Here is a 21,954-nt window from a genome sequence, read left to right as displayed (position 1 = left end):
GTCCGGTGGACGCCGAATGGGGCAATGATTATGATCCCGCGCAAAATTGGAAAGTCGACATGAATTATCAGCGGTTCTTCGAGGAAGCGATCGACCAGCTCCATGCAGAGCGTCGCTACCGCGTCTTCGCCGATCTCGAGCGCATCGTAGGGAAGTTCCCTCAAGCCATCTGGCGTTCCAACGGCCGCGCCGAGGAAATAACCGTCTGGTGCTCCAACGACTATCTCGGCATGGGCCAGCACCCCGACGTCATCGCCGCGTTCCAGGCCGCAGCCGGCAAGATGGGCTCCGGCGCCGGCGGCACCCGCAACATTTCCGGCACCAGCAACCCGCTGGTCGAGCTCGAGCTGGAACTGGCCGACCTGCACGACAAGGAAGCCGCCCTGGTCTTCACCTCGGGCTTCGTCTCTAACGAAGCCTCGATCTCGACCATTGCGCGGCTTTTGCCCAATTGCCTGATCATCTCGGACGAGCTGAACCACGCTTCGATGATCGAGGGCGTGCGGCGCTCGGGCGCCGAGAAGAAGATTTTCCGCCACAACGACGTCGCCCATCTCGAAAGCCTGCTGCAGGCGGCCGGCCGCGAGCGCGCCAAGCTGATCGTCTTTGAGAGCGTCTATTCGATGGATGGCGACATCGCGCCAATCCGGCAGATCGTCGAGCTGGCCGAGCGCTACAACGCCATGACCTATATCGACGAGGTTCACGCCGTCGGCATGTACGGACCGCGCGGCGGCGGCATCACCGAGCGCGAAGGCCTGGCCGACCGCATCGACATCATCGAAGGCACGCTGGCCAAGGCGTTCGGTACGCTCGGCGGCTACATCACCGGCACCAATGCGGTGATCGATGCCGTGCGCTCCTATGCGCCGGGCTTCATCTTCACCACGGCGCTGCCGCCGGCCGTCGCCGCTGCCGCCACCACCTCGATCCGCCACCTGAAGCGCTCGCAGGCTGAGCGCGACGCGCAACTGCGCCAGGCGACGCGGACCAAGCAGGTTCTGGCCGCCGCCGGCCTGCCGGTGCTGGAGTCGCCCACCCACATCGTGCCGCTGCTGGTCGGCGATCCCGAGCTCTGCAAGATGGCCAGCGACCGCCTGCTCGGCGTGCACGGCATCTACATCCAGCCGATCAACTATCCGACCGTACCGCGCGGCACCGAACGGCTGCGCATCACGCCGACGCCGTTCCATACCGATGCGCTGATCGCCTCGCTGCAGGACGCACTGGTCGAGACCTGGGACGCGCTTGGCATCCCCTACGGTTCGGCAGGCCGTCCCTCGGTTGCCAAGAGCGACCGCATCATTCCGCTATTGGTGCCGAAGTCAGGCGGCTAGACGCCGGGCGGCCAGGCGCCGCCGCCTGCTCAAACAGTCTTCATCCACTTTGCCAGGCGGTGTGCGGCTTCCTCGAGCTGGTCGAGGCGGCGGTGGAAGCACAGCCTGAGGAAGGCTTCGCCGCCGGGTCCGAAGGCGGTGCCGGGCGCCAGGCCGACATTAGCCTTGTCGACGATGTCGAAGGCCGCGGTTCGGGAATCGGTGATGCCGTCGACGGTGAAGAACAGATAGAACGCGCCCTGCGGCACGGTGAACCGCGCCTTGCCGGTTGCGCCAAGGATGTCGCAGACTAGGTCGCGCGCCGCCCTTGCCCGCTCGACCTGTTCGACGATGAAGGCATCGCCCTCGTCCAGTGCCGCAACTGCGCCGCGCTGCATGAACTGGGCAACGCCCGAGGTCGAGTACTGGATCAGGTTCTCGAACACCTGCTGCAGAGCGGGATGGGTCTTGATCCAGCCAACACGCCAACCGGTCATCGCCCAGTTCTTGGAAAAGCTGTTGACGAACAGAATGCGGTCTTCCGCCGTCGCAATGTCGAGGAAGGACGGTGCGCGGCCATGGCTGTAGTGGAACAGCGAATAGATCTCGTCGGCGATAATCCACAGGCCCTTTTCGCGGGCGAGATCGAGGATCGCCTGCAGCGTCTGGTGATCGGCGGTCCAGCCGGTCGGGTTGGACGGCGTGTTGACGAACAGCGCCTTGGTCCTCGGCGTGATCGCCGCCGCGATCTTGTCAACGTCGCAGGACCAGCCATTGCCGGATTGGTCGAGCGTGACCGCAACCGGCACGGCGCCCGCCACACCGGCGGCGGCGGCGAAATTCGGCCAGGCCGGCGACAGATAGACGACCTCGTCGCCATGGCCGGCGACCGCATCGAGCGCCAGCTGGATGGCGTGCATGCCGGATGCGGTGACGATGAATTCTTCCTCGGCGAAGCTCTTGCCGAAATGCCTGACATAGTATCGGGCCAGCGCCTGCCTGAGCTCCGGAATGCCCTTCTGCCAGGTGTAGAAGGTCTCGCCTGCGGACAGTCCTCGGGCAGCGGCATCGCTGATGAAGGCAGGCGTCGGCAGGTCGCCCTCACCGGCCCAGAGCGGGATCATGCCGTCGCGCAGCCGGCCGTAGTTGACGACGGCGACGATGCCGCTTTCGGGCGCAGCCACCGCTTCGGCGCGCAAGCTATCGATCAGGGTCATGAACAGGTCCGTTTTGATGTCTGTTTTGATGCATGTCGTTGTCCCAGAACCGCTGCACACTTCTGGGCGACATGCATTGGCGGATGCTCTTAGCAGATGCGAAAACAGAAAACCCCGGCCGCGAACGACCGGGGTTTTGGTCCAAGAACCTGCCTTGCAGCTATTTCTTGGCGAGGAGATCGCGAATTTGCGTCAACAGCGCGATATCGGCCGGCGGCGGCGCGGCGGCCGGTGCGGGCTTCTCTGCTTCCAGCCGCTTGCGCAGATTGTTCACCGCCTTGACCATCAGGAAGATGATGAAGGCGAGAATGACGAAGTTCAGCGCCACGGTGATGAAGCTGCCATAGGCAAAGACCGCGCCTTGCTTCTTGGCCTCGGCCAGCGAGGTCGCGTTGACGGCCGAGGAAAGCCCAAAGAAATAGTTGTTGAAGTCCAGCCCGCCGAAAATCGCGCCGACGATCGGCATGATGATGTCGTTGACAAGAGAATCGACGATCTTGCCGAAGGCGCCGCCGATGATGACGCCGACGGCCAAGTCCATCACATTGCCCTTGGAAATGAACTCCTGGAATTCTTTCAGCATTCGACCCTCCTTGTCACGACAGGCCGCGCTGCCGCCGTCCTCCGGTGCCGGCCCACGCATACCATAACAAAAACCTGCGGTTGCAACAGAAGCAAAAGCGCAAAGCAGCCGCTTTCTGCTTACCCCGGGTCACCGACCGAGTGGGTGACCTATGCAGCCAGTATGCGCCGAAAGCCGCGATGGACTTGATCCCCAAGCTGTGATTGCGTCCTGGGGTGGCCGGATGGAAAACGGCACAGGGAGGTTTCTTCAGGCGTGCAAGGCTGGTTCATCGTCATCATTGCGGTCGCCTATGTGACGCTGCTGTTCGCCATCGCCAGCCTGGGCGACCGGCGTTCGACGGCATCGGGGCCTGGCCGCGCCCGCCCGTTCATCTATGCGCTCAGCCTCGCCATCTACTGCACCTCCTGGACCTTTTTCGGTTCGGTCGGTCTGTCCTCCGAGCGCGGCCTCGAGTTCCTCGGCATCTATATCGGTCCTGTGCTGGTGTTCGTGTTCGGCTTTCCGCTGCTGCAGCGCATCGTCAAGCTGGCCAAGACCGAGAAGATCACCTCGATCGCCGACTTCCTCGGCGCGCGCTATGGCAAGAGCTTCACCGTCTCGGCGATCGCCACGCTGATCGCGACCATCGGTGCTGTGCCCTATATCGCGCTGCAGCTGAAGGCGATCTCCGGCTCGGTCAGCCTGATGGTCGAGCACTATACCGGCTCGCCACCCTCCTTCGATCCCTTCGTCAGCGACATCTCGCTGGTTGTCGCCATGCTTCTGGCGCTGTTTGCGGTGCTGTTCGGCACCCGCCACGCCGACGCCACCGAGCACCAGGACGGGCTGGTGCTGGCGGTGGCGGTCGAAACCGTGGTCAAGCTCGCCGCCTTCCTGGCGATCGGTCTGATGGTAACCTTCCTGATCTATGGCGGGCCGGGCGACATGGTCGACAAGCTCGCCCAGAACCCTGAAGTGCAGCAGGCGATGGGCTACTCGACCTCGCTCGCCACCTGGCTGGTGCTGACCGGCTTGAGCGGCTTTGCCATCATCATGCTGCCGCGCCAATTCTACGTCACCATCGTCGAGAACCGCGGCGAGGCCGAATTGCGCACCGCGACATGGGTGTTTCCGCTCTACCTCCTGGCCATCAACCTGTTCGTGCTGCCGATCGCGCTTGCCGGCCTGTCGCTGGTCGGCACCAGGACCAGCAGCGACCTCTATGTTTTGTCGCTGCCCCTGTTCAGCGGTCACGACGTGCTGGCCATGGCGGCCTTCATCGGTGGCCTGTCGGCGGCAACCGCGATGGTGATCGTCGAAAGCGTCGCACTGTCGATCATGATCTCCAACGACCTCGTCATCCCGCTGTTCGTGCGCAGGCTGCTCAAGACCACGACCTCCGAGAACGAGGACTGGTCGACGCTGATCCTCAATGTGCGGCGGGCGGCGATCTTCATCATGCTGTTCATCGCCTTCCTCTATTATCGCGAGAGCACCAACAGTGCGCGGCTGTCCTCCATCGGCCTGATGTCCTTCGCGGCCATCGCGCAGTTCGCGCCGGCATTGATCGGCGGCCTGATCTGGCGCGGCGCCAATGGCAGGGGTGCCGCGCTCGGCATGGTCGCCGGCATCGCCGTCTGGGGCTACACCCTGCTTTTGCCTTCGCTCGCCGCGTCCGATGCCGGCATCCTGGTCCACGGCCTGTTCGGTTTCGAGGCGCTGCGGCCGCAGGCGCTGTTCGGCACCAGTGCCGAGCCGCTGAACCACGGCGTGCTGTGGAGCCTGTCGATCAACACGCTGTTCTTCGTGTTCGGATCGCTATCACGTGCTTCGGTGCCGCTGGAACGCATCCAGGCCTCGATCTTCGTGCCGCGCGAGGCCGGCCCGATGCCGAGCCTGCGCCGCTTCCGCACCGCCATCACCGTCAACGACCTCAAGGACACCATCTCGCGCTATCTCGGCGTCGAACGTACGGAACGCTCGTTCCAGTCGTTCGAAAAAAGCAGCAACACGTCGCTGCATGGCAACGAGCAGGCCAGCATGGACGTCATCCGCTTCTCCGAGCAGCTTTTGGCCAGTGCCGTCGGCTCGTCTTCGGCGCGGCTGATCCTGTCCTTGCTGTTTCGCCGCAACGACCGCGAATCCAAGGATGCCTTCCGCCTGCTCGACGACGCCACCGAGGCGCTGCAGCACAATCGCGACCTGTTGCAGATCGCGCTCGACCAGATGGAACAGGGCATCACCGTCTTCGACCGGGATTTCCGGCTGATCTGCTGGAACCGCCAGTACCGGGCGCTGTTCGACCTGCCCGACGAAATGGGCCAGGTCGGCGTCTCGCTCGACCGCATCCTGCATCACCTGGCCGAGCGCGGCGACATTCCGGCGGAGCAGCGGGTGGCGATGCTCAACCGCCTCACCAGTTTCGTCAGCCCCTGGCAGATGGAATTGAAGACCAGCGGCCGGATCCTGGAGTTGCGTTCCAACCCGATGCCCGATGGCGGCATGGTCGCCACCTATGCCGACATTTCGGGGCGCGTCGAGCAGGACCTGGCGCTGAAGCGCGCCAATGAATCGCTCGAGCAGCGGGTCAAGACGCGCACCGTCGAACTGACCCGCGTCAACGAGGAACTGGCGCAGGCGCAGATGCTGGCCGAGGAGGCCAACCTCGGCAAGACGCGCTTCCTTGCCGCCGCCGGCCACGACATCCTGCAGCCGTTGAATGCTGCCCGCCTCTATTGCTCGTCGCTGATCGAAAAGGCCGGCAAGGGGGCGGCGGGCAAGGCGGCAAGCAACATCGAATCCTCGCTGGAATCGGTCGAGACCATTTTGGGCGCCGTGCTCGACATCTCCCGCCTCGACGCCGGCGCCATGAAGCCTGACGACAGCGCCTTCCGTCTCGACGGGCTGCTCAGCCAGATCGGCAACGACTTCCGGCCGCTCGCCGCCGAAAAGAAGCTTGTGCTGACCATCATGCCGTCGTCGCTCAGCGTCATGACCGACCGCAATCTGTTGCGCCGCCTGATCCAGAACCTGGTCTCCAACGCCATCAAATACACGCGCCATGGCCGCATCCTGGTCGGCGTGCGCCGGCGAGGCGAACTGGCCGAAATCCAGGTAATCGACACCGGCATCGGCATTGCTGGCGACAAGCTGAACACGGTGTTTCACGAATTCACCCGGCTCGACGAAGGCGCGCGCGAAGCCGAGGGCCTCGGTCTCGGCCTCTCCATCGTCGACCGCATCGCCAGGGTGCTGCGGCTGGAAATCCGCATCTTTTCGAACCCGGGCAAAGGCACGCGCTTTTCCGTCCTGCTGCCGGTGGTGGCGGTGCAAGCGCCGCAGCGCGAGATCGAAAGCAAGGCGCCGGCGCGGGTGACCGCTTCGCTTGCAGGCCTGCACGTGCTGTGCATCGACAACGACGCCCGCATCCTCGACGGCATGCGGCTTCTGCTCGAAGGCTGGGGCTGCAGCGTCGACACGGTTTCAGGCTCGAAGGATTTCGAAGCATCGGACATCCGCCGCCCGGACATCGTGCTTGCCGACTATCATCTCGACGGCGAGACCGGGCTTGGCGTGATCAGGAAGCTGCGCGCCGTCTATGGCGAGGGCATGCCGGCGGTGCTGGTCACCGCTGACCGCTCAAACGAAGTGCGCACCGCCGCCGAAAGGCTCGACGTACCGGTGATCAACAAGCCGCTGAAGCCGGCCGTGCTGCGCTCGATGATGGCCAGGGTCAGGCCGCTGGCTTCGGCGGCTGAATAACCGCCAGGGATCCGGCCCTATCTCAGCGGTGTCCAAGGCCTGCGATGTAGGCGCAGAACATGTCGGCCATGGCATCGGCATAGGCTTCGATTTCCGCGTCGGTGCGGGGGCTTCCTGAAAAATCCTTTCCCACCGCGCTCAGCGTCATCGTGATCAAATCGCCGGCCAATTCCCGGACTGCGTCAGGGACTTGGGGCAGCACCTCGCGCATGAACACCTGGACGGTGCGCTCCCCCGACGCTCTCGCCTCGTGGGCCTCGGGCGCGTCACGGTAAAGCGGGGCGGCGTCACTGAGCGCCACGCGCACGGCGGCCTCCGCGCACTCTGAGCGGATGAAGGCATGGACCAGCGTGCGCAGCCGTTCGAGGGGTGGCCGCTGGTCGTCCTCGAGGATGGTGCGCAGCAAGCCGCCTGTCTGCCGCCACTCGTCGCTCTGCAGCCTGAACAGCAGCGCCGCCTTGTTGGGGAAATACTGGTAGAGCGAGCCGACGCTCACACCGGCCCTTTCGGCCACGCGCGTGGTGGTGAAACGTTGCGCCCCCTCGCTCGCCAAAACCTGAACAGCAGCCTCGAGGATCGCCGAAACAAGCTCCGTCGCTCGGGCCTGTTTTGGTTGTTTTCGTGTGGAAATTGAATGGCTTGGGCGTTCGATCATGGCACGGCTCGGCAATGCGAATTGGAAACCTGAAGGACTATTCGTATTTTCAGCACGACACAAGAACGCAGTCATTTCTGGATTGGAGACTTTTCATGACAACGCTCACCAACGCCCCGCTCGCTCCCCTGCTCGCCCGCCTCTTCAAGGAAGCCAAGGCGGCGACGAGCCCCGCAGCGGCCGGCTTCTCGCCCGAGGAGCGGGAACGCCTGCTGCGCAGCAAGACGGAATATGTCGATCTCTACGGACGGCTGAAGGATCTCTGGCTCGCGGTTTCGCCGGATACCGGCACGCTGCTCTACATGCTGGCGCGCAGCAGCGGCGCCCGCGTCATCATCGAATTCGGCACCTCGTTCGGCATCTCGGCGCTCTATCTCGCTGCCGCACTCAGGGACAATGGCGGCGGCCGTCTGATCACAACCGAGTTCGAACCGTCCAAGGTGATGCGGGCCAAGGCCAATCTGACCGAAGGCGGCCTCATCGATCTGGTGGAAGTGCGCGAGGGCGATGCGCTGCAGACGCTGAGCGCCGATCTCCCTGAAGCGATCGACCTGCTGCTGCTCGACGGCGCCAAGGCGATCTATCCGGAGATATTGAGCCTGGTCGAAAGCCGGCTGCGGCCCGGCGCGCTGGTCATCGCCGACAATGCCGATTTCAGCCCCGAATATCTGGAGCGCGTGCGCTCACCGGCATCGGGCTACATGTCGACGCCTTTCGGCGAGGACGTCGAGCTGTCGGTGCGGCTCGGCTGACGCCGCCCGAAATAGCCATGTTGCTCCCGAGGCGGCCGTAGGCTGAGCGCTCCCGACGCTCAGTTCACCGGCTGCAGCGGATCGTTGCCGATCTTGGACAAGAGGATCACCGCCTGGGTGCGGCTGTCGACGCCAAGTTTTTGCAGGATCGCCGAGACATGTGCCTTGATCGTCGCTTCGGAGACGCTGAGCTCATAGGCGATCTGCTTGTTAAGCAGGCCTTCCGCCAGCATGCCGAGCACGCGTGTCTGCTGCGGCGTCAGCGCCTGCAGCCGCTTGATCAGGTCAGAAATTTCGGGGTCGCGCTCGACGCCGAGATCGATGCCGATGGGGGCGGCGATATCGCCGGCCAGCACCGATTGCACAGCGCCGCGGATTTCCTCCATGCTGGCCGATTTGGAGATGAAGCCGGAGGCGCCGAGATCGAGCGCACGCCTGATCGTCACCGGGTCGTCATGCGCCGAAACCACCACCAGCGGCACTGCCGGGTGGATGCCGCGCAACGAGATCAGTCCGGAAAGGCCGCTGGCGCCCGGCATCGACAAATCGAGCAGCACCAGATCGACATCCTCATTGGCCACGACCAGCGCCTTGGCGCTTTCGAAATCGCCGGCCTCGTGGATGGCGGCAACGTTGCCGATACCGGCAAGCGCCTCTCTCAAGGCGCCGCGAAAAAGCGGATGGTCGTCGGCGATGACGAAAGTGTAGCCCGACGGCAAATATCCCTCCCCGAATCCCATTGATGGTTTTCTGCTTTTGCGGGATCAGTCGAACGATTATGCGGCGTTGCCAGCTGTTTTCAAGCGGCAAAGCCCCAGACAAATCGCCATTCGGCGATTTTGTCTAGCGGCGCTCAGGTCTTTTGCGGACTGAGCTGCGCGCCGTCGCCATTGTCCTTGTCCATATCCTTGACGATGCCCATGAAGCCCTTCAGGAAGCGTTCCATGTAGCTCATCGTCTTGTCGAAATCCTCTTCGCTGGGCAGCTTCGATTCGAGGCGGGCGGACAGCGAGTTTTCGAGCTTGGTGACGCGCTCGTCCATCGCCTTCATCGAGCTCTGCAAACGGTCCACCTCGTCCTGGAAGGCGGCGCGTTCGTCGGCCGCCATCTTGCAGACGAGCTGGCCGGTGCGTTCCTCGCAAATCGACATGGCGCCGGTCTGCGTGTCCATGCGGACATAGCCGTTGGCCGACTTTTCCAGCCGGTAGCGATCGGTTTCCTCGGAAAAGGCTGATGCCGCAACCAGCGAGACCAGTGCTGCGGGGATCAAGACGTGCTGCAGACGCATGTTGTCCTCCATGGGCAAGTGAACACAATCTAGCGCATGTTTGCGCCGGAAATGGGGAAGAGCTTACGAGTGCCCTTCCCCGCCTGATTGGTTCGGACTATAGCGCAACCATGTCTCAGTTTATCTACAAGATAGCCCCTGAAGCGCTGTGGCGCGAGGCGGAAACAAACGGTCGCTTCACCGGTGCGCCGATCGATGTCGCCGACGGCTTCATCCATTTTTCCACCGCCGGGCAGGTTCGCGAAACGGCGGCCAAACATTTCACCGGCCAGACCGAGCTGCTGCTGGTCGCCATCGACGGTACCAAGCTCGGCGATGCGCTGAAATACGAGGTCTCGCGGGGCGGTGCGCTGTTCCCGCATCTTTATGGTCCGCTCGACCTCAAGGCTGTGCTGTGGGTTCGCCCCCTGCCGCTTGGCGCCGACGGCACGCACCAGTTCCCGGCACTGGAGGCCGAATGAGCGTGCTCGACCGGCTCGGCCAAAAACTGCTGTTCACATTCGATCCGGAAACCGCGCATGGGCTGTCGATCGCGGCGCTGCGATGCGGGCTGCCCATGACCGGAAGTCCACCGCGTGACGTCAGGCTGAAGGTCAGCGTCTGCGGCCTCGAGTTTCCAAACCCGCTCGGCATGGCGGCCGGCTATGACAAGAACGCCGAAGTGCCGGACGCGCTGCTTGGCCTCGGCTTCGGCTTTGCCGAAGTCGGCACCATCACGCCGCTGCCGCAGGCCGGCAACCCGAAGCCGCGCATCTTTCGGCTGACCCAGGACGACGCGGTGATCAACCGGCTGGGTTTCAACAATGAGGGCCACGCGGCTGCCGAAAAACGCCTTGCCGCGCGCAAGGGGCGCAGCGGCATTGTCGGCGTCAACATCGGCGCCAACAAGGACAGTGAGGACCGCATTGGCGACTATGAGCGCGGTGTCTCCCGGTTTGCGAAATATGCCAGCTATCTGACGGTCAACATCTCGTCGCCCAACACGCCGGGCCTGCGCACCATGCAGGCACGCGAGCAGCTCGGCGAGCTTTTGTCCCGGGTCGTCGCCGCGCGCGCGGCAGCATCGGTCAAGCCGCCGATTTTCCTCAAGATCGCGCCGGATTTGGTCGAGGCCGAACTGGAAGACATCGCCGCAGAGGTAACCGAGAAGCAGATAGACGGCGTCATCGTCTCCAACACCACCATTGCGCGGCTAGGCCTGCGCAGCGGCGCTGTATCAGGCGAAACCGGCGGGCTCTCCGGAAAGCCGCTGTTCGAGCGTTCCACTATCGTGCTGGCCAGGATGCGCAAACTGCTTGGTCCGCACCGCGCCATCGTCGGTGTCGGCGGCGTCGATTCCGCTGAGGCGGCGCTGGAAAAGATCCGCGCCGGCGCCGATCTTGTGCAGCTCTACACCGGCATGATCTATGCCGGGCCGGCGTTGCCGGGGCGCATTCTCCAAGGCATGGTCCGTTTCGCCGAGAAGGAAGGGCTTTCGTCGATCAGCGCATTGCGCGATATCAGGCTCGATCACTGGGCGTCCAAGCCGCTCTAAGCGCTAGAACGCTGTGCGCATCCTCAGCCGCAAAATGGCGAGCAGGCTGAAGCCGCGCACCAGCAGGAAGACGTGCAGCGACGCCCACAGTCCGTGATTGCCAAAGGCAGGCGCCAGCGTCAGCAGCGCCGCTGTGAAGGCGAGGAACGACAAAAGCATCATGTTGCGCATGTCGCGCGACCAAGTGGCGCCGATGAAGACGCCGTCCATCTGGAAGGCGAGCACACCGCTGAGCGCGGTGAACGCCGCCCAGGGCATGTAGGTGTCGGCCACCGCGCGAACGTCTTGCGACGTGGAGATCACGGCAACCAGATCGGCGCCGCCAAACAACAGGACGAGTGTCGCTGCACCGGCGAGGCCAAAGCCCCAGAACAGGGTCAGCCGCACCGCCTGACGGAAGGGGGTGGCCGCACGCGCACCGACGGCACGCCCCGCGAGTTGTTCGGCGGCGGTGGCGAAGCCATCGAGGAAATAGCCGGCAACGAGGAAGAAGTTCATCAGCACGGCATTGGCGGCCAGCGTCACCGTGCCGAACTGCGCGCCCTGGCGGGTGAACAGCGCGAAGGCGGCGAGCAGCGAGAACGAGCGGATCATGATGTCGCGGTTGAGCGACAGCATGTGCAGGAATGCCGGCATGTCGAGCACGCGATGGCGCGGCAGCCGGGGCGCTTTCCAGAAGCGCCTGACAACGATCGCCAGGCCAAGCAGCATGGCCAGGAATTCGCCGGTGACGGTCGCCCAGGCGACGCCGGCAACGCCCCAGCCGAGTTTCAGCCCAAGCAGGATGCAGAGCGCGATGTTGATGCCGTTGAGCACCAGTTGCAGCATCAGCCCAAGCCCGCCCTCGCCGCGCCCCAGCACATAGCCGAGGATGGCGTAGTTGATCAGCGAGAAGGGTGCGGCGAGCAGCCTGATGCGGATGTAGATGGCCATCGCCTCGCTGACGCGCGCTTCGGCGCCCATGAATTTTTGGCCGGCAATGGCGAACAGGGGCGCAAGCGCTGCCAGCACGATGCCGGCGACGACCGCGATCAGCACGGCGCGCCAGAACACCGCTTGTTCCTCCAGCTCGTCGCCGCGCCCGAACGCCTGGGCGACGAGGCCGGTGGTGCCGGAGCGCAGGAAGTTGAAGGTGGTGAAGACGACATCGAAAACAAGCGAGCCGGCCGCCAGCCCGCCGAGCAGCGCCGCATCGCCGAACTGGCCGACCACAGCCGTGTCGACGAGGCCGAGCAGCGGCGTCGTCAGATAGGCCAGCGTCATCGGCACCGCGATGGCGAGCACCGTGCGGTTGGTGACGACGAAATATCTGGCGTCGGCTGGGGATACACCCTTGTCCAAGGATTGCTGCCTTGCTGATTGCGGCTTGATCGAGCCGCCGATGTGCCCCAGTTTCCTCCCGCTGCGCAACCATCCATCCCCTGATGGTCAACCGAAACCCGCCTCTGGTGCACCGGCCGTAATCCGTTCCATGCCTCTGCAGATCGTCCATCACCCCGATTATGATGCCGGCTTCGCCGTCAATCATCGCTTTCCGATGAGCAAGTATCCGCTGCTGATGCAGGCCTTGGCTGCGCGCGGACTGGCCCGGCGCGACGCACTCAACCTGCCTGAGCCGGCGCCGGCTTCATGGCTGAAGCTCGCCCATGCCGCCGACTATGTCGACCAGGTGATCTCCTGCACGGTGCCCGAAAAGATCGAGCGCGAGATCGGCTTTCCCGTGGGACCGCGTGTGTCGCTGCGCGCGCAACTCGCCACCGGAGGCACGGTGCTGGCAGCGCGGCTGGCATTGCTCAACGGCATTGCCTGCAACAGCGCCGGTGGCAGCCATCATGCGCGGCGCGCGCAAGGCGCCGGCTTCTGCACCTTCAACGACGTTGCCGTCGCCGCCTTGGTGCTGCTGGCCGAGGGTGCCGCGCAAAACATCTTGATCGTCGATCTCGACGTGCACCAGGGCGACGGTACGGCGGATATTCTGAGGGATGAGCCACGCGCGTTCACCTTTTCCATGCATGGCGACCGCAATTACCCGGTGCGCAAGATCGCTTCCGACCTCGACGTCGCCTTGCCGGACGGCACTGGCGATACGGCCTATCTCGAGCGGCTGAGCAGCATCCTGCCCGAGCTACCCGCCAGGGCGCACTGGGATATCGTGTTTTACAATGCCGGGGTCGATATCCATGCCGAGGACCGTCTTGGCCGGCTGTCGCTGTCGGACGACGGCCTACGCGCCCGTGACGAGATGGTGATCCGCCACTTTCGCGCGCTCGGCACTCCGGTCTGCGGCGTCATCGGCGGCGGCTATTCGACGGACGTGGCGACACTTGCGGCGCGCCATGCCATCCTGTTCGAGGTGGCATCCCGCTACGCTTGACGCTTCACTTGCGGTAGCTGGCCAGCCTCAGCAGGATGAAGGCCGGCACCACGATCGCCGCGCCCAGCAGAATATAGCCGAGGAAACGATCGATGGCGTGGAAGCCGAGATTCCACAGGTCGATGAAGAATTTCCGGATGCCGTAGAACACGTCCATCGGCGACCAGCCGAAGGCGTTCATGACCAGGCCGACGAGGAATGACACCACAAGCAGCTTCAGGATCACCCTAAGCGGCGAGTCGCCGAGAAAGCGCGTCAATGCGGACAAGGCCTGTCTCCCGATTGGGGTACCCGGATTCGGGCACGGATCCAGAAATACTGACTTAGCTGGCTCGCAGCAAGCCGGACCGCATTGTTCGGCCGCAAGTGACGCAGAGTGGCTTCATCACCAAGCGTCGCATTCTTGTCTCCAGTGAAGGCCACCCCCTGAACCCTTAAATATGCGTAAACATGTTGGGTACAATTTATTGAAAATAAAGCGAAAAACCTTCTTTTCCAAATTTCGCGCAATGTGCACGCAATTTTCGCCTGCAAAACAAGCGATGTCTTTCAAGCAGTAGGTTGCACGGAAAATCCGATCCGACAGGTCAAGCGGTCCACGCCAGTCCGCGTGGCGCATCTGCGGACGATTGCCGGCGAGAGACATCCGAGCGGGAGCATGACCGCGCAAATGGTCAGGCTCTCAAAGGTTCAATATGCGCATCGATCCCTATGCGCATGCGTGTTTTGGAGTAATGCAGTGCCCTCTCAAAGAATGACTATCCTGGCCGCCCTTGCACTCGCAGTGTGTTTGAACGGGGCGGCGATGGCCGCCGATCTCACGCCGGCCTACAACGATCCTCCGGCCTTCCAGTGGAGCGGCGCCTATGTCGGTGTGCATGGCGGGACCGCGTTCACCAAAATGCCGAACCCGTTCGCCGATCGCAACGGCTGGAGCGGCGGCGTCCAGGCGGGCTACAACATCCAGACGGGTCCCGCTGTGTTCGGCGCCGAGATCGAAGGCTCCTATCTGGGCGGCGCAGAGCACGCTGTCGAAGGCGGCAAGATCAAGGAAAAGTGGCGCGCCGCCGCCAAGGCCAGGGCCGGCGTCTCCTTTGACCAGACGCTGCTCTTCGGCACCGCTGGCCTGGCGATGACCACTTTCGACAAGAGCGGCGGCCTCAAAGATAGCGACGGACGCAAGCTCGGCTATCTCGTCGGAGGAGGCATTGAGCAAGCCTTTGCCGGCGGTCTCTCGGCCAAGATCGAGTACAACTACATTCGCACTTCCGGGGTGGAAACGACCTCGGCCTTCGGCAAGGCCAAGACCGACATCGGCAGCCAGGAATTGAAGGCCGGTCTCAACTACCGGTTCTAAAGCCCGTCGCGTTGAAAAAGGATTCAGTCGACGTGCTTTAAGCCTTTGTTTTTATGCATGTCGTTATCCCAAAACCGCTGCGCACTTTTGGGCGACATGCATTAGAGCCCGTCCCATCCGAACCCGAACAACCCCGCCTCGCGCTCACCCGCGCGAGGCGGCAATCCATGCCCTGCCTGTAATGTCGGTGCAATCTTCGCGGCTTAGGTGCGGGCAGCATTTTCATGACAGGAACCAAACATGTCCAAGCCCTGTACGGGTCGCCTCGGCCCGGCCCTGAATGCATCTTTCGTGGCGATAATCCTGACGCTGGCGGGATGCGCCTCCGACATCATGAAAAACTACATCGGACAGCCGATTGAATCGATCGTTCTGGACTATGGCCCTCCGACCGCTGTCATTGATGTCGGTCAGGGCGAACGTGCCTATCAGTGGCGCAAGGTATCCACCAACGTCGTCTCCGGCTCGTCCAGCAGCGAAGTTCGCCACACAAAGCACGGCACGGAATATGAGACGACGGAGACGCCGGGCTATCTGGAACGACAGGAATGCTTCTACACCTTCTACGCCCGCTCTTCCGGCGGTCGCTGGTTCGTCACCAATTTTCGCCAACCGAAGCTGGAGTGTGAATGAGCGGCATCAGGCGGCTTCTGGCTCTTGTCGGGGGACCGTTTCTGCTTCACAGGCATGCGATGACTGCCGCATCGTTACCCGGGCAGAGGCCGCCGGCGGCGCCGACGGAGACTTTTCAGCTGACGGAGTTCGGGCATGCGCATCCTGCTGATCGAGGATGAGCCGGAGATGGCGTCCGTGCTGAAGACCGCGCTGGAACGCCGGGACATCGTCGTCGATCACGTTTCGACATTGGCCGACGCCGAGGCCATGGCACGGCTGGGGTCCTTCGATGCCGTGGTGCTCGATCGCCGGCTGCCCGATGGCGACGGCCTCAGCCTGATCCCTCGCCTGCGTGCATTGCATATGGATGCACCGGTGATCGCGTTGACGGCGATGAGCGGTCTCGACGATCGCGTCAGCGGGCTGAATGCCGGCGCCGATGACTACATGGTCAAGCCGTTCGCGACCGAGGAACTGGTCGCAAGGCTCCATGCCTTGCATCGGCGCCAGTTCGCCTTGCGGGCGGAACAAGCGGTGGTCGGCCGCCTCACCTATGATTTCCGCCACCGCGAAGCGCTGGTGGAGGACCAGGCGCTCGATCTGCCGCGGCGTGAACGCCTGGTGCTCGAAACGCTCATCCGCAGGCCGGGCCGGGCGATCATGCGCAGCGCCCTCGAAGGGGCGGTCTATGCGCTGGACGACGAGATCGGCTCCAACGCACTGGATGCGCATATATCGCGGCTGCGCCGCAAACTCGAGGATGTCGCCGCCGGCATCGAGATCATGGCGATCCGCAATATCGGCTACCTGTTGCGAGCGGTGCCATGAAAGAGCCGCGCACGCGATCGCTGCAATGGGTGCTGGTGCGGCGGCTGATCCTGCTGCAGGCGGCGACGCTGGCCATTTTCATCGTGCTGTGCGCCGCCGCGCTGTGGATCTCCAATCCGCACTGGCTGGTCGACAACGAGGCCGCGGTCGCGGCGTTGAAGGGTGCCGTCGAGCGCAGCGACGACGGCGGGCTGGTGGTGCGTGAAACGGAAGAGCTTCGCCAGTTCCGCGAGCGCTTCCCGCACCTCTGGTACATCATCCGCGACAGCAACGGCCAAGCCCTTCGTGCCGGCGCCGTTCCCGATGTCTATGCCAAGACCCCAGGCGATTTGCTGAGTGGCGTGGACCGCGCGACCCTTGAATTCTCCAGGGACGATGCGCGGCCCGAGGCCTATGTCGAAAACGTCGCTACCAAGGCCGGCCTGGTGCAGATCGTCACCTCGACACGTTCATCGCGCGGCGAGACCGACGGGCTTGAGATCAACATCTCGGCAACGGTCGACGTCGCTCATAATCCCGACGGCAGTAGAAACTGGGAGCGAGCCTTGCCGGCGCTTGCGCTGATCATTGCCATACTGCTTTTGCCCATCGTCGTGGTCATGGGCGTTACAACGCTGGTGACGACACCGGCCGTGGTTCGCCGGTCTTTTGCCGGGCTTGTCGATACCGCAAAGCAGGCGGCGCGGATCGACATCAGCACCCGGGCAATGCAGCTTCCGGTCAGCCAGGTGCCGCTGGAAATCGCGCCGCTGGTTCATGCCTTCAACCAGACGCTGGCGCGCCTGGCTCAGGGCTATGACCGCCACAACCGCTTTCTAACCGATGCCGCGCATGAGCTGCGCACGCCGATCGCCATTCTGCGCACACGCGCCGAATTGCTGACAAAGGAGCCGCAGAGCATGCGGCTGCTGCAGGATATCGAACGCCTGTCGCATCTGGCGCAGCAGCTGCTCGACCACCAGATGCTCGAGCGCCCGGCCAGCGAGCGCCAGATGGTCGATCTGAGCGAGCTTGCCAGCCGGGTCGCCGCCGATTTCGCCCCGCTGGCCATCGAAGCCGGCTACGATCTTGCCTTCGAGCCGCCGTCCTGCAAGGTCGAGATCGAGGCAAATGCGTTGCAGATCGAGCGCGCTCTGGCCAATCTCGTTCGCAACGCCATCGACCATGGCGGCGGTTCAGGCATGATCACCATCGCAGCCGACACAACAGGTGGCCTCGAAGTGCGCGACGAAGGGCCCGGCATCCCCCTGGCAGAGCACGAGAACATTTTCGAGCCGTTCTATCGCCTGCGGCCGCAATCGCGCGGCGCGGGCCTCGGATTGAATCTCGCCCGGCAGATCGCCCAGTTGCACCACGGGACGATCAAGATCGTGAACGGTTCATGGCGGGGCGCTCGCGTGCGCATGGAACTCCCCGTTCGGCAATGATCCGCACCGCGGGCTTCGCCAATGCAACCTAGCTCGCTCCTCCGAGAGGCGCGACGAAGTTGGACCTATAGGTATCCATCGTCGCGCCACTGCGATCTTCGTCGAACAGCGTTCCGGTGCCAAAGCTGGCGCGCAAGCCGATCATGTACTTGTTGCCGGTGAAGTCGTGGAATTGGATCGAAGTCCGATCAAATTGATAGCGGCCAAACAGCGACCACGGCGTGCCCTCGAAACGGTACATGGCCTGGGCCGCAACGCTGACCGTGTCGAAATTCGCAGACCCTGCGTCGAAGCTGTTGAAGGCGATTTCACCGTCGAACCTGAGGTTCGGCTGCACGAAATAGCGCACGACACCTCGCGCTCCCCACTCGTTCGGATGGTCGAAATCCAGATCGAACTTGCCGTAGTAAGCCTGTCCATAGAGCGTCAGATTGCCGAAATAGACCTGCGCCTCCGGCCCGACCGTATAGTCGCTGATATCATCCGAGAAGTTGTTGCCGTAGCGCTTGTAGGTCCCGAACAAACCAGCTGCGAAACGCTGTGGATCGCGGTAATAGGCATGGACGGCCCCGCCGAGCCCGTCGATGTAGTCGCCATCGTCCCAGAGGCGATCATAAGTGCCGTCGACCTGGACATTCCATTTGTCGGCGAAGGGAATGTTCACGCGCCCGGCGCCACCGCCGGCCCGAAGGCTGTTCTCGTCTCCGAAAAATGAAAGCTGCAGGCCGCCGAGATACAATTCCCCATATCCGGAGATGTGCGGCACGACTGGCTCTATGGCGATCGGCTGCACCGCGTCGGCGGCGAAAGCGGCAGAGGTCGCGACCAGCGAAGCAGCAAGAATGAATGGACGAAGCATGAAATCCCCTTGGTATCTGGCATCCTCTTCGACGCCGTTGGTTGAACTCGACGTTGTTGCGTCGTTGACCACTTCCGCCGCGCCTTGCCGGCCGCGCGCCCCAATCTCCGCTTGGCCGGGAGGCCGTGGCGGCGGATTTCAGGTCGCGCGTGCCGGTGCCCCAATGGGAGCGATCGAAGCGCATCTCAACCCGCTGTAGAGGCGTGGCATCTGCCGCGCATCCCCCGCGCGGGGGATGCTGCTCACCTGAATGACAGGGCGATCAATCGCTTGCATGAGAGGTGATTTTTGCGTGCAAGCCGGCAATCTGGACCGGAGCAAAGATAGTCAGGGACAGGCCAAAACACCCGGCTCCAGCGAGGTTTTCCTGTGGTAGAGCTTGCCGGAACTACATAAGCCCAGCCTTAATTATTCAGAGAGGAACGGTACATGCTTCAGCGACGTGGCGGAAAATTTTCCAGGGCTGTTTTCAGTCTGGCCTGGGCGCTGCATCTTGCTGCAATTCCTGTCTCCTATTCGACCAACGCCTATGCGCTGAAGGGCGATGTCAAATTGCCCGAACCCTATATTTCCAGGGCGATCGAAGCGGTTCTGCTGCCGATCAACGACACCGTGCGCAAGGAGTTCAAACTCGGGTCACACGCCCACGGTGTCCTCGTCCTGTCGGTCAAGCCTGGTGGCACAGGCGAAAAGCAAGGCATCAAGCCGGGCGACGTGATCACCAAGGTCCACGGCCATAAGATCAAAGAGCCGATCGACGTGGATACGGTGGTCTACTACTGGGCAAAGGCGGGCAAATCCGACTTCCGCTTCGATTCCTATCGTGACGGCAAGGCCTACAACTCCACCGGCACCATCACGCTCAGCACCTACGAAACCGTCATCGATGTCGTCACCGTCGCGACATGGACAAGCTGGTCGGTTGCCACGGCCTTCAGCTATTCCGAGTTCTACAGCGAATACAGTCAGGAAATGACGACAAGCTACGAATCATCCGAGACGACAATCGAGGAGACTGCCTCTTCCGAGGAATTCACCGCCGAGGCCAAGAGCGAGGCTACCGACGAGAGTTCGGACGCGGACACGACAGCCGACGACGCGAGCGACTCGGCGACGGAGCCGGACGCTTCGGGAACCGATGACAATGATGCTCCCGCGGCGGAAGACCCTGCCGACGCTGGTGATGACGGCGCCGACGACAATTCCGGCGGCGATGATTCCGACAGCGGTGACGACGGCGGCAGCGATGACGGTGGCAGCGACGACGGCGGCGATAGTGGCGGCGACGACAACTAACCCGCCGACAACGACGTCTCCGCCTTCGGCTGCCCGACCTGGCTCAAAATCGAGCCCGGCGGGACGGCGCGGCTGGAGCAGCCGTCAGTTCTTCCGGCGGAAGATGCGGGTCCAGGGCGACCGCTTGCGATAGACTTCCCGCGAACGCCAAAGCCGGTTGTAGCGATTGCCGCTGGAAATCCCGAGCTGCGACATCGGCCCGCCTCCGCGCTTGCGCTTGATCGCCACAAGATCCCCCTTGTGGCTGAGGCAATGACTGGACTTGTCTAAGGGTTCGGGCGCCGACGGCGGCTGCGCCAGCCGGACCGCCTCTCCGACAATCAGGTCCTCGGGCTCGCATGTCAGGGCGATGGCCTTGCCGAACAGGGTCGGACCGGTGGTGCACAGCGCGGTCGGTCCATAATATTCGCGTTTGACATTGGCGCAGACGAGATCGATGGCTTTTGCCAGAGCCTTGTGGCGCCGCGGCGCGGCAACCACGCCGACGCTGGTATCCCATGGGGTCGAGCTGAGGAAGTCGCGAAAGACCGACAGCCGTTGCTCGTCGCGAGGAACGCCGCGTACGAAGAAATAGGCAAGATCGGCATAGATGCCGCCGCGCTCGTAAAGCAGGCAGTATTTGGCGAGATCCGCCTTATAGGCATAGGGCCGCAGCGTTCGGAACGCTGCAAGCACGTCGGCGTCGAAATGGGCGCCAATGAACTCGATCAACGCCGCTTCCCTGAACAGCACATGCTCTTCGCCTGGGTGGCAGGCCTTGAACGACTCGATGTTTTCCGCGACCAGCTCGGAAAGATCGTCGCCGTCGCCGTCCGTTATGAGAATGCTAAACAGCATTTGATCTTTCCTGGCCGTCAGCCGGGTTGAAAGCCGTCAGTTTCTCCCAGTCTCGCCATTGATGCGGCCGGCTATGAAGATACGGCAAATGCCGGTTGGCGAAGTCCTGCGCCGCACTCTGGATCAGTTCGGCCTTGTCCTGGTGACGGCTGAGATCGATGGGCCGCTCCACGGTCACATGGAACTTGCCTGTGCTGTCATCGCGCAGGACAAAGACCGGCAACAGCGGAGCGCCGGCGATCCTGGCCAGCCGGGGCGCGCCGCTGGCCATTTCCAGGGCGGCTTCGCCGATGCGCGCCTTGACCAGCAGTTCGCCCTGCCAGGCGCCGGCGGTTATCGAAACGAACTTGCCCTGGTGCAGCAGCCGCCTGGCTTCATTCATGCTGGCCGCGGGATTGCCGCGGTCGATGACGATCCGGCCCGCCGCATATTTCAGCTCGGCGCCGGTTCTGATCGGATTGAGGAAACGCACGCCGAAGCGCGACTTGGTGAAGCCGTGCTCGGGCCTGCTGACATGGAACACCTCGAACCCGGCCTTGGCAAAAGCCATCTTGGCCGCCAGCGAATTGAAGCTGAAATGCGCGATCCACAACACCGCGCCATGGCCGGCATGTCGCGCCGCTTCGAGATGCTCGAGGCCCTGCATCTCGATATCCGGTGTCCACCTGGCGAGCCGCTCGCGCACGATCTGGATATGGTGCTCGTGGCGCGTCGCGCGCACCCGGCTGAGATCGTCGGCGCTAGCCAATCCGAAGCAGGCAAGGGTCTGTCGAACGCGGTCGTCGCCCGGGCCGGAAGCAGCACGGATCAGCCGCTCCATCGACAGGCAAACAGCTCGCCAGCGCCTTTCGGACAAGAAAAGCGAGACGACCGCAAAGACAGGAAGCTGTAGCAGAAACCCAAGGTCTGCCGACGCAAACATGGTTCTGCGCTCAGAGGCTTTTTTCCTCTTGCGTATGCTGAATTCCAAGCTGGGTCCCCACCCATTCACCATTTGGACTGCAGGACCGCCGGACAAAACAGGTTGCCGATTCCCGAAGCGTAGCCGCTTCTAGCATGGCCGACGCCGGCATAAAAAGCGGCGTTGCCGTATTTGGCGGCTTCCTGATTGCCCGAGGCCAGCCCATCATGGTAACGAGGGCCGACGCGGGTATGATGTAATGGTAGCTTGTCAGCTTCCCAAGCTGAACGCGCGGGTTCGATTCCCGCTACCCGCTCCAGCAAAAATCAATGATTTAGACGGATCGCCCTGCCGCAGGCCGCACATTGGTG

At 63.1% G+C, this 21,954-nt stretch carries 21 protein-coding genes and 1 tRNA gene; 12 read left to right on the top strand and 10 right to left on the bottom strand.

Features of this window, described 5'->3' with window-relative positions; translation table 11 throughout:
- The first annotated feature begins 59 nt into the window (after window positions 1-59).
- Window positions 60-1,337: a 5-aminolevulinate synthase gene (gene hemA, locus AC1DX6_RS05360; protein WP_477311674.1), complete on the top strand. Its 1,278-nt coding sequence runs from the start codon at window positions 60-62 to the stop codon at window positions 1,335-1,337.
- Window positions 1,338-1,366: 29 nt separating this feature from the next.
- Here hemA and AC1DX6_RS05355 read toward each other — a convergent pair whose 3' ends face one another.
- Together AC1DX6_RS05355 and mscL are read right to left on the bottom strand one after the other, a co-directional pair.
- Window positions 1,367-2,533, bottom strand: a complete 1,167-nt coding sequence (locus tag AC1DX6_RS05355; protein WP_477311673.1) for a pyridoxal phosphate-dependent aminotransferase — start codon at window positions 2,531-2,533, stop codon at window positions 1,367-1,369.
- A gap of 160 nt (window positions 2,534-2,693) precedes the next feature.
- On the bottom strand, window positions 2,694-3,116 hold the full coding sequence (mscL, locus tag AC1DX6_RS05350; RefSeq protein ID WP_477311672.1) for a large conductance mechanosensitive channel protein MscL: 423 nt from the start codon (window positions 3,114-3,116) through the stop codon (window positions 2,694-2,696).
- A 255-nt stretch (window positions 3,117-3,371) separates the two neighbouring features.
- Here mscL and AC1DX6_RS05345 point away from each other — a divergent pair, with 255 nt between their 5' ends.
- Window positions 3,372-6,860 (top strand): PAS domain-containing hybrid sensor histidine kinase/response regulator, encoded by a 3,489-nt coding sequence (locus AC1DX6_RS05345; RefSeq protein WP_477311671.1) that lies wholly within the window; start codon window positions 3,372-3,374, stop codon window positions 6,858-6,860.
- Between the two features lie 22 nt (window positions 6,861-6,882).
- Here AC1DX6_RS05345 and AC1DX6_RS05340 read toward each other — a convergent pair whose 3' ends face one another.
- Window positions 6,883-7,515 (bottom strand): TetR/AcrR family transcriptional regulator, encoded by a 633-nt coding sequence (locus tag AC1DX6_RS05340; RefSeq protein WP_477311670.1) that lies wholly within the window; start codon window positions 7,513-7,515, stop codon window positions 6,883-6,885.
- 95 nt (window positions 7,516-7,610) lie between these two features.
- On the opposite strand from AC1DX6_RS05340, the gene AC1DX6_RS05335 reads away from it, so the two are divergent.
- On the top strand, window positions 7,611-8,267 hold the full coding sequence (locus AC1DX6_RS05335) for an O-methyltransferase (RefSeq protein WP_477311669.1): 657 nt from the start codon (window positions 7,611-7,613) through the stop codon (window positions 8,265-8,267).
- 59 nt (window positions 8,268-8,326) lie between these two features.
- Here AC1DX6_RS05335 and AC1DX6_RS05330 read toward each other — a convergent pair whose 3' ends face one another.
- Both AC1DX6_RS05330 and AC1DX6_RS05325 read right to left on the bottom strand, forming a co-directional pair.
- Entirely contained in the window at window positions 8,327-8,986 is a 660-nt protein-coding gene (locus AC1DX6_RS05330) for a response regulator transcription factor (RefSeq protein ID WP_477311668.1), read from the bottom strand.
- Between the two features lie 134 nt (window positions 8,987-9,120).
- Entirely contained in the window at window positions 9,121-9,555 is a 435-nt protein-coding gene (locus AC1DX6_RS05325; protein ID WP_477311667.1) for a hypothetical protein, read from the bottom strand.
- Window positions 9,556-9,665: 110 nt separating this feature from the next.
- Here AC1DX6_RS05325 and AC1DX6_RS05320 point away from each other — a divergent pair, with 110 nt between their 5' ends.
- Together AC1DX6_RS05320 and AC1DX6_RS05315 are read left to right on the top strand one after the other, a co-directional pair.
- A complete protein-coding gene (locus AC1DX6_RS05320) occupies window positions 9,666-10,016 on the top strand; it encodes a DUF952 domain-containing protein (protein WP_477311666.1) in 351 nt (116 codons plus the stop codon).
- Window positions 10,013-11,089, top strand: a complete 1,077-nt coding sequence (locus tag AC1DX6_RS05315; RefSeq protein WP_477311665.1) for a quinone-dependent dihydroorotate dehydrogenase — start codon at window positions 10,013-10,015, stop codon at window positions 11,087-11,089. Before AC1DX6_RS05320 ends, AC1DX6_RS05315 begins: the two co-directional genes overlap by 4 nt.
- A gap of 3 nt (window positions 11,090-11,092) precedes the next feature.
- On the opposite strand, the gene AC1DX6_RS05310 is transcribed toward AC1DX6_RS05315, so the two are convergent.
- On the bottom strand, window positions 11,093-12,430 hold the full coding sequence (locus AC1DX6_RS05310; protein WP_477311664.1) for an MATE family efflux transporter: 1,338 nt from the start codon (window positions 12,428-12,430) through the stop codon (window positions 11,093-11,095).
- Between the two features lie 130 nt (window positions 12,431-12,560).
- Between AC1DX6_RS05310 and AC1DX6_RS05305 the strand changes: the two genes are divergently transcribed.
- Entirely contained in the window at window positions 12,561-13,463 is a 903-nt protein-coding gene (locus AC1DX6_RS05305; RefSeq protein ID WP_477311663.1) for a histone deacetylase family protein, read from the top strand.
- 4 nt (window positions 13,464-13,467) lie between these two features.
- Here AC1DX6_RS05305 and AC1DX6_RS05300 read toward each other — a convergent pair whose 3' ends face one another.
- Window positions 13,468-13,731, bottom strand: coding sequence for a DUF6460 domain-containing protein (locus AC1DX6_RS05300; protein WP_477311662.1), 264 nt, complete (start codon window positions 13,729-13,731; stop codon window positions 13,468-13,470).
- Window positions 13,732-14,217: 486 nt separating this feature from the next.
- Between AC1DX6_RS05300 and AC1DX6_RS05295 the strand changes: the two genes are divergently transcribed.
- The 4 genes from AC1DX6_RS05295 (at window position 14,218) to AC1DX6_RS05280 (ending at window position 17,690) form a co-directional block, all read left to right on the top strand.
- Window positions 14,218-14,820: an outer membrane protein gene (locus AC1DX6_RS05295; protein WP_477311908.1), complete on the top strand. Its 603-nt coding sequence runs from the start codon at window positions 14,218-14,220 to the stop codon at window positions 14,818-14,820.
- Between the two features lie 240 nt (window positions 14,821-15,060).
- Window positions 15,061-15,453: a hypothetical protein gene (locus AC1DX6_RS05290; RefSeq protein ID WP_477311661.1), complete on the top strand. Its 393-nt coding sequence runs from the start codon at window positions 15,061-15,063 to the stop codon at window positions 15,451-15,453.
- A 135-nt stretch (window positions 15,454-15,588) separates the two neighbouring features.
- A complete protein-coding gene (locus AC1DX6_RS05285; RefSeq protein WP_477311660.1) occupies window positions 15,589-16,263 on the top strand; it encodes a response regulator transcription factor in 675 nt (224 codons plus the stop codon).
- Complete coding sequence (locus tag AC1DX6_RS05280) at window positions 16,260-17,690, top strand: sensor histidine kinase (RefSeq protein ID WP_477311659.1); 1,431 nt, start codon at window positions 16,260-16,262, stop codon at window positions 17,688-17,690. Before AC1DX6_RS05285 ends, AC1DX6_RS05280 begins: the two co-directional genes overlap by 4 nt.
- Before the next feature lie 28 nt (window positions 17,691-17,718).
- Here the strand turns inward: AC1DX6_RS05280 and AC1DX6_RS05275 are convergent, their stop codons facing one another.
- On the bottom strand, window positions 17,719-18,549 hold the full coding sequence (locus AC1DX6_RS05275) for a hypothetical protein (RefSeq protein ID WP_477311658.1): 831 nt from the start codon (window positions 18,547-18,549) through the stop codon (window positions 17,719-17,721).
- 429 nt (window positions 18,550-18,978) lie between these two features.
- Here AC1DX6_RS05275 and AC1DX6_RS05270 point away from each other — a divergent pair, with 429 nt between their 5' ends.
- On the top strand, window positions 18,979-19,845 hold the full coding sequence (locus AC1DX6_RS05270) for a PDZ domain-containing protein (RefSeq protein WP_477311657.1): 867 nt from the start codon (window positions 18,979-18,981) through the stop codon (window positions 19,843-19,845).
- 84 nt (window positions 19,846-19,929) lie between these two features.
- Here the strand turns inward: AC1DX6_RS05270 and AC1DX6_RS05265 are convergent, their stop codons facing one another.
- Together AC1DX6_RS05265 and AC1DX6_RS05260 are read right to left on the bottom strand one after the other, a co-directional pair.
- On the bottom strand, window positions 19,930-20,682 hold the full coding sequence (locus AC1DX6_RS05265; RefSeq protein ID WP_477311656.1) for a glycosyltransferase family 32 protein: 753 nt from the start codon (window positions 20,680-20,682) through the stop codon (window positions 19,930-19,932).
- Complete coding sequence (locus AC1DX6_RS05260; protein WP_477311655.1) at window positions 20,672-21,604, bottom strand: LpxL/LpxP family acyltransferase; 933 nt, start codon at window positions 21,602-21,604, stop codon at window positions 20,672-20,674. The genes AC1DX6_RS05265 and AC1DX6_RS05260 overlap by 11 nt, the downstream gene beginning before the upstream one ends.
- Window positions 21,605-21,828: 224 nt before the next feature.
- Here AC1DX6_RS05260 and AC1DX6_RS05255 point away from each other — a divergent pair.
- Window positions 21,829-21,902, top strand: a tRNA-Gly gene (locus tag AC1DX6_RS05255).
- Window positions 21,903-21,954 lie beyond the last annotated feature (52 nt).

Source organism: Mesorhizobium sp. P2_C4, from assembly GCF_056404575.1.
Note: the sequence above shows the minus strand (reverse complement) of the source record. Positions and strands in the feature narration are given on the sequence as shown.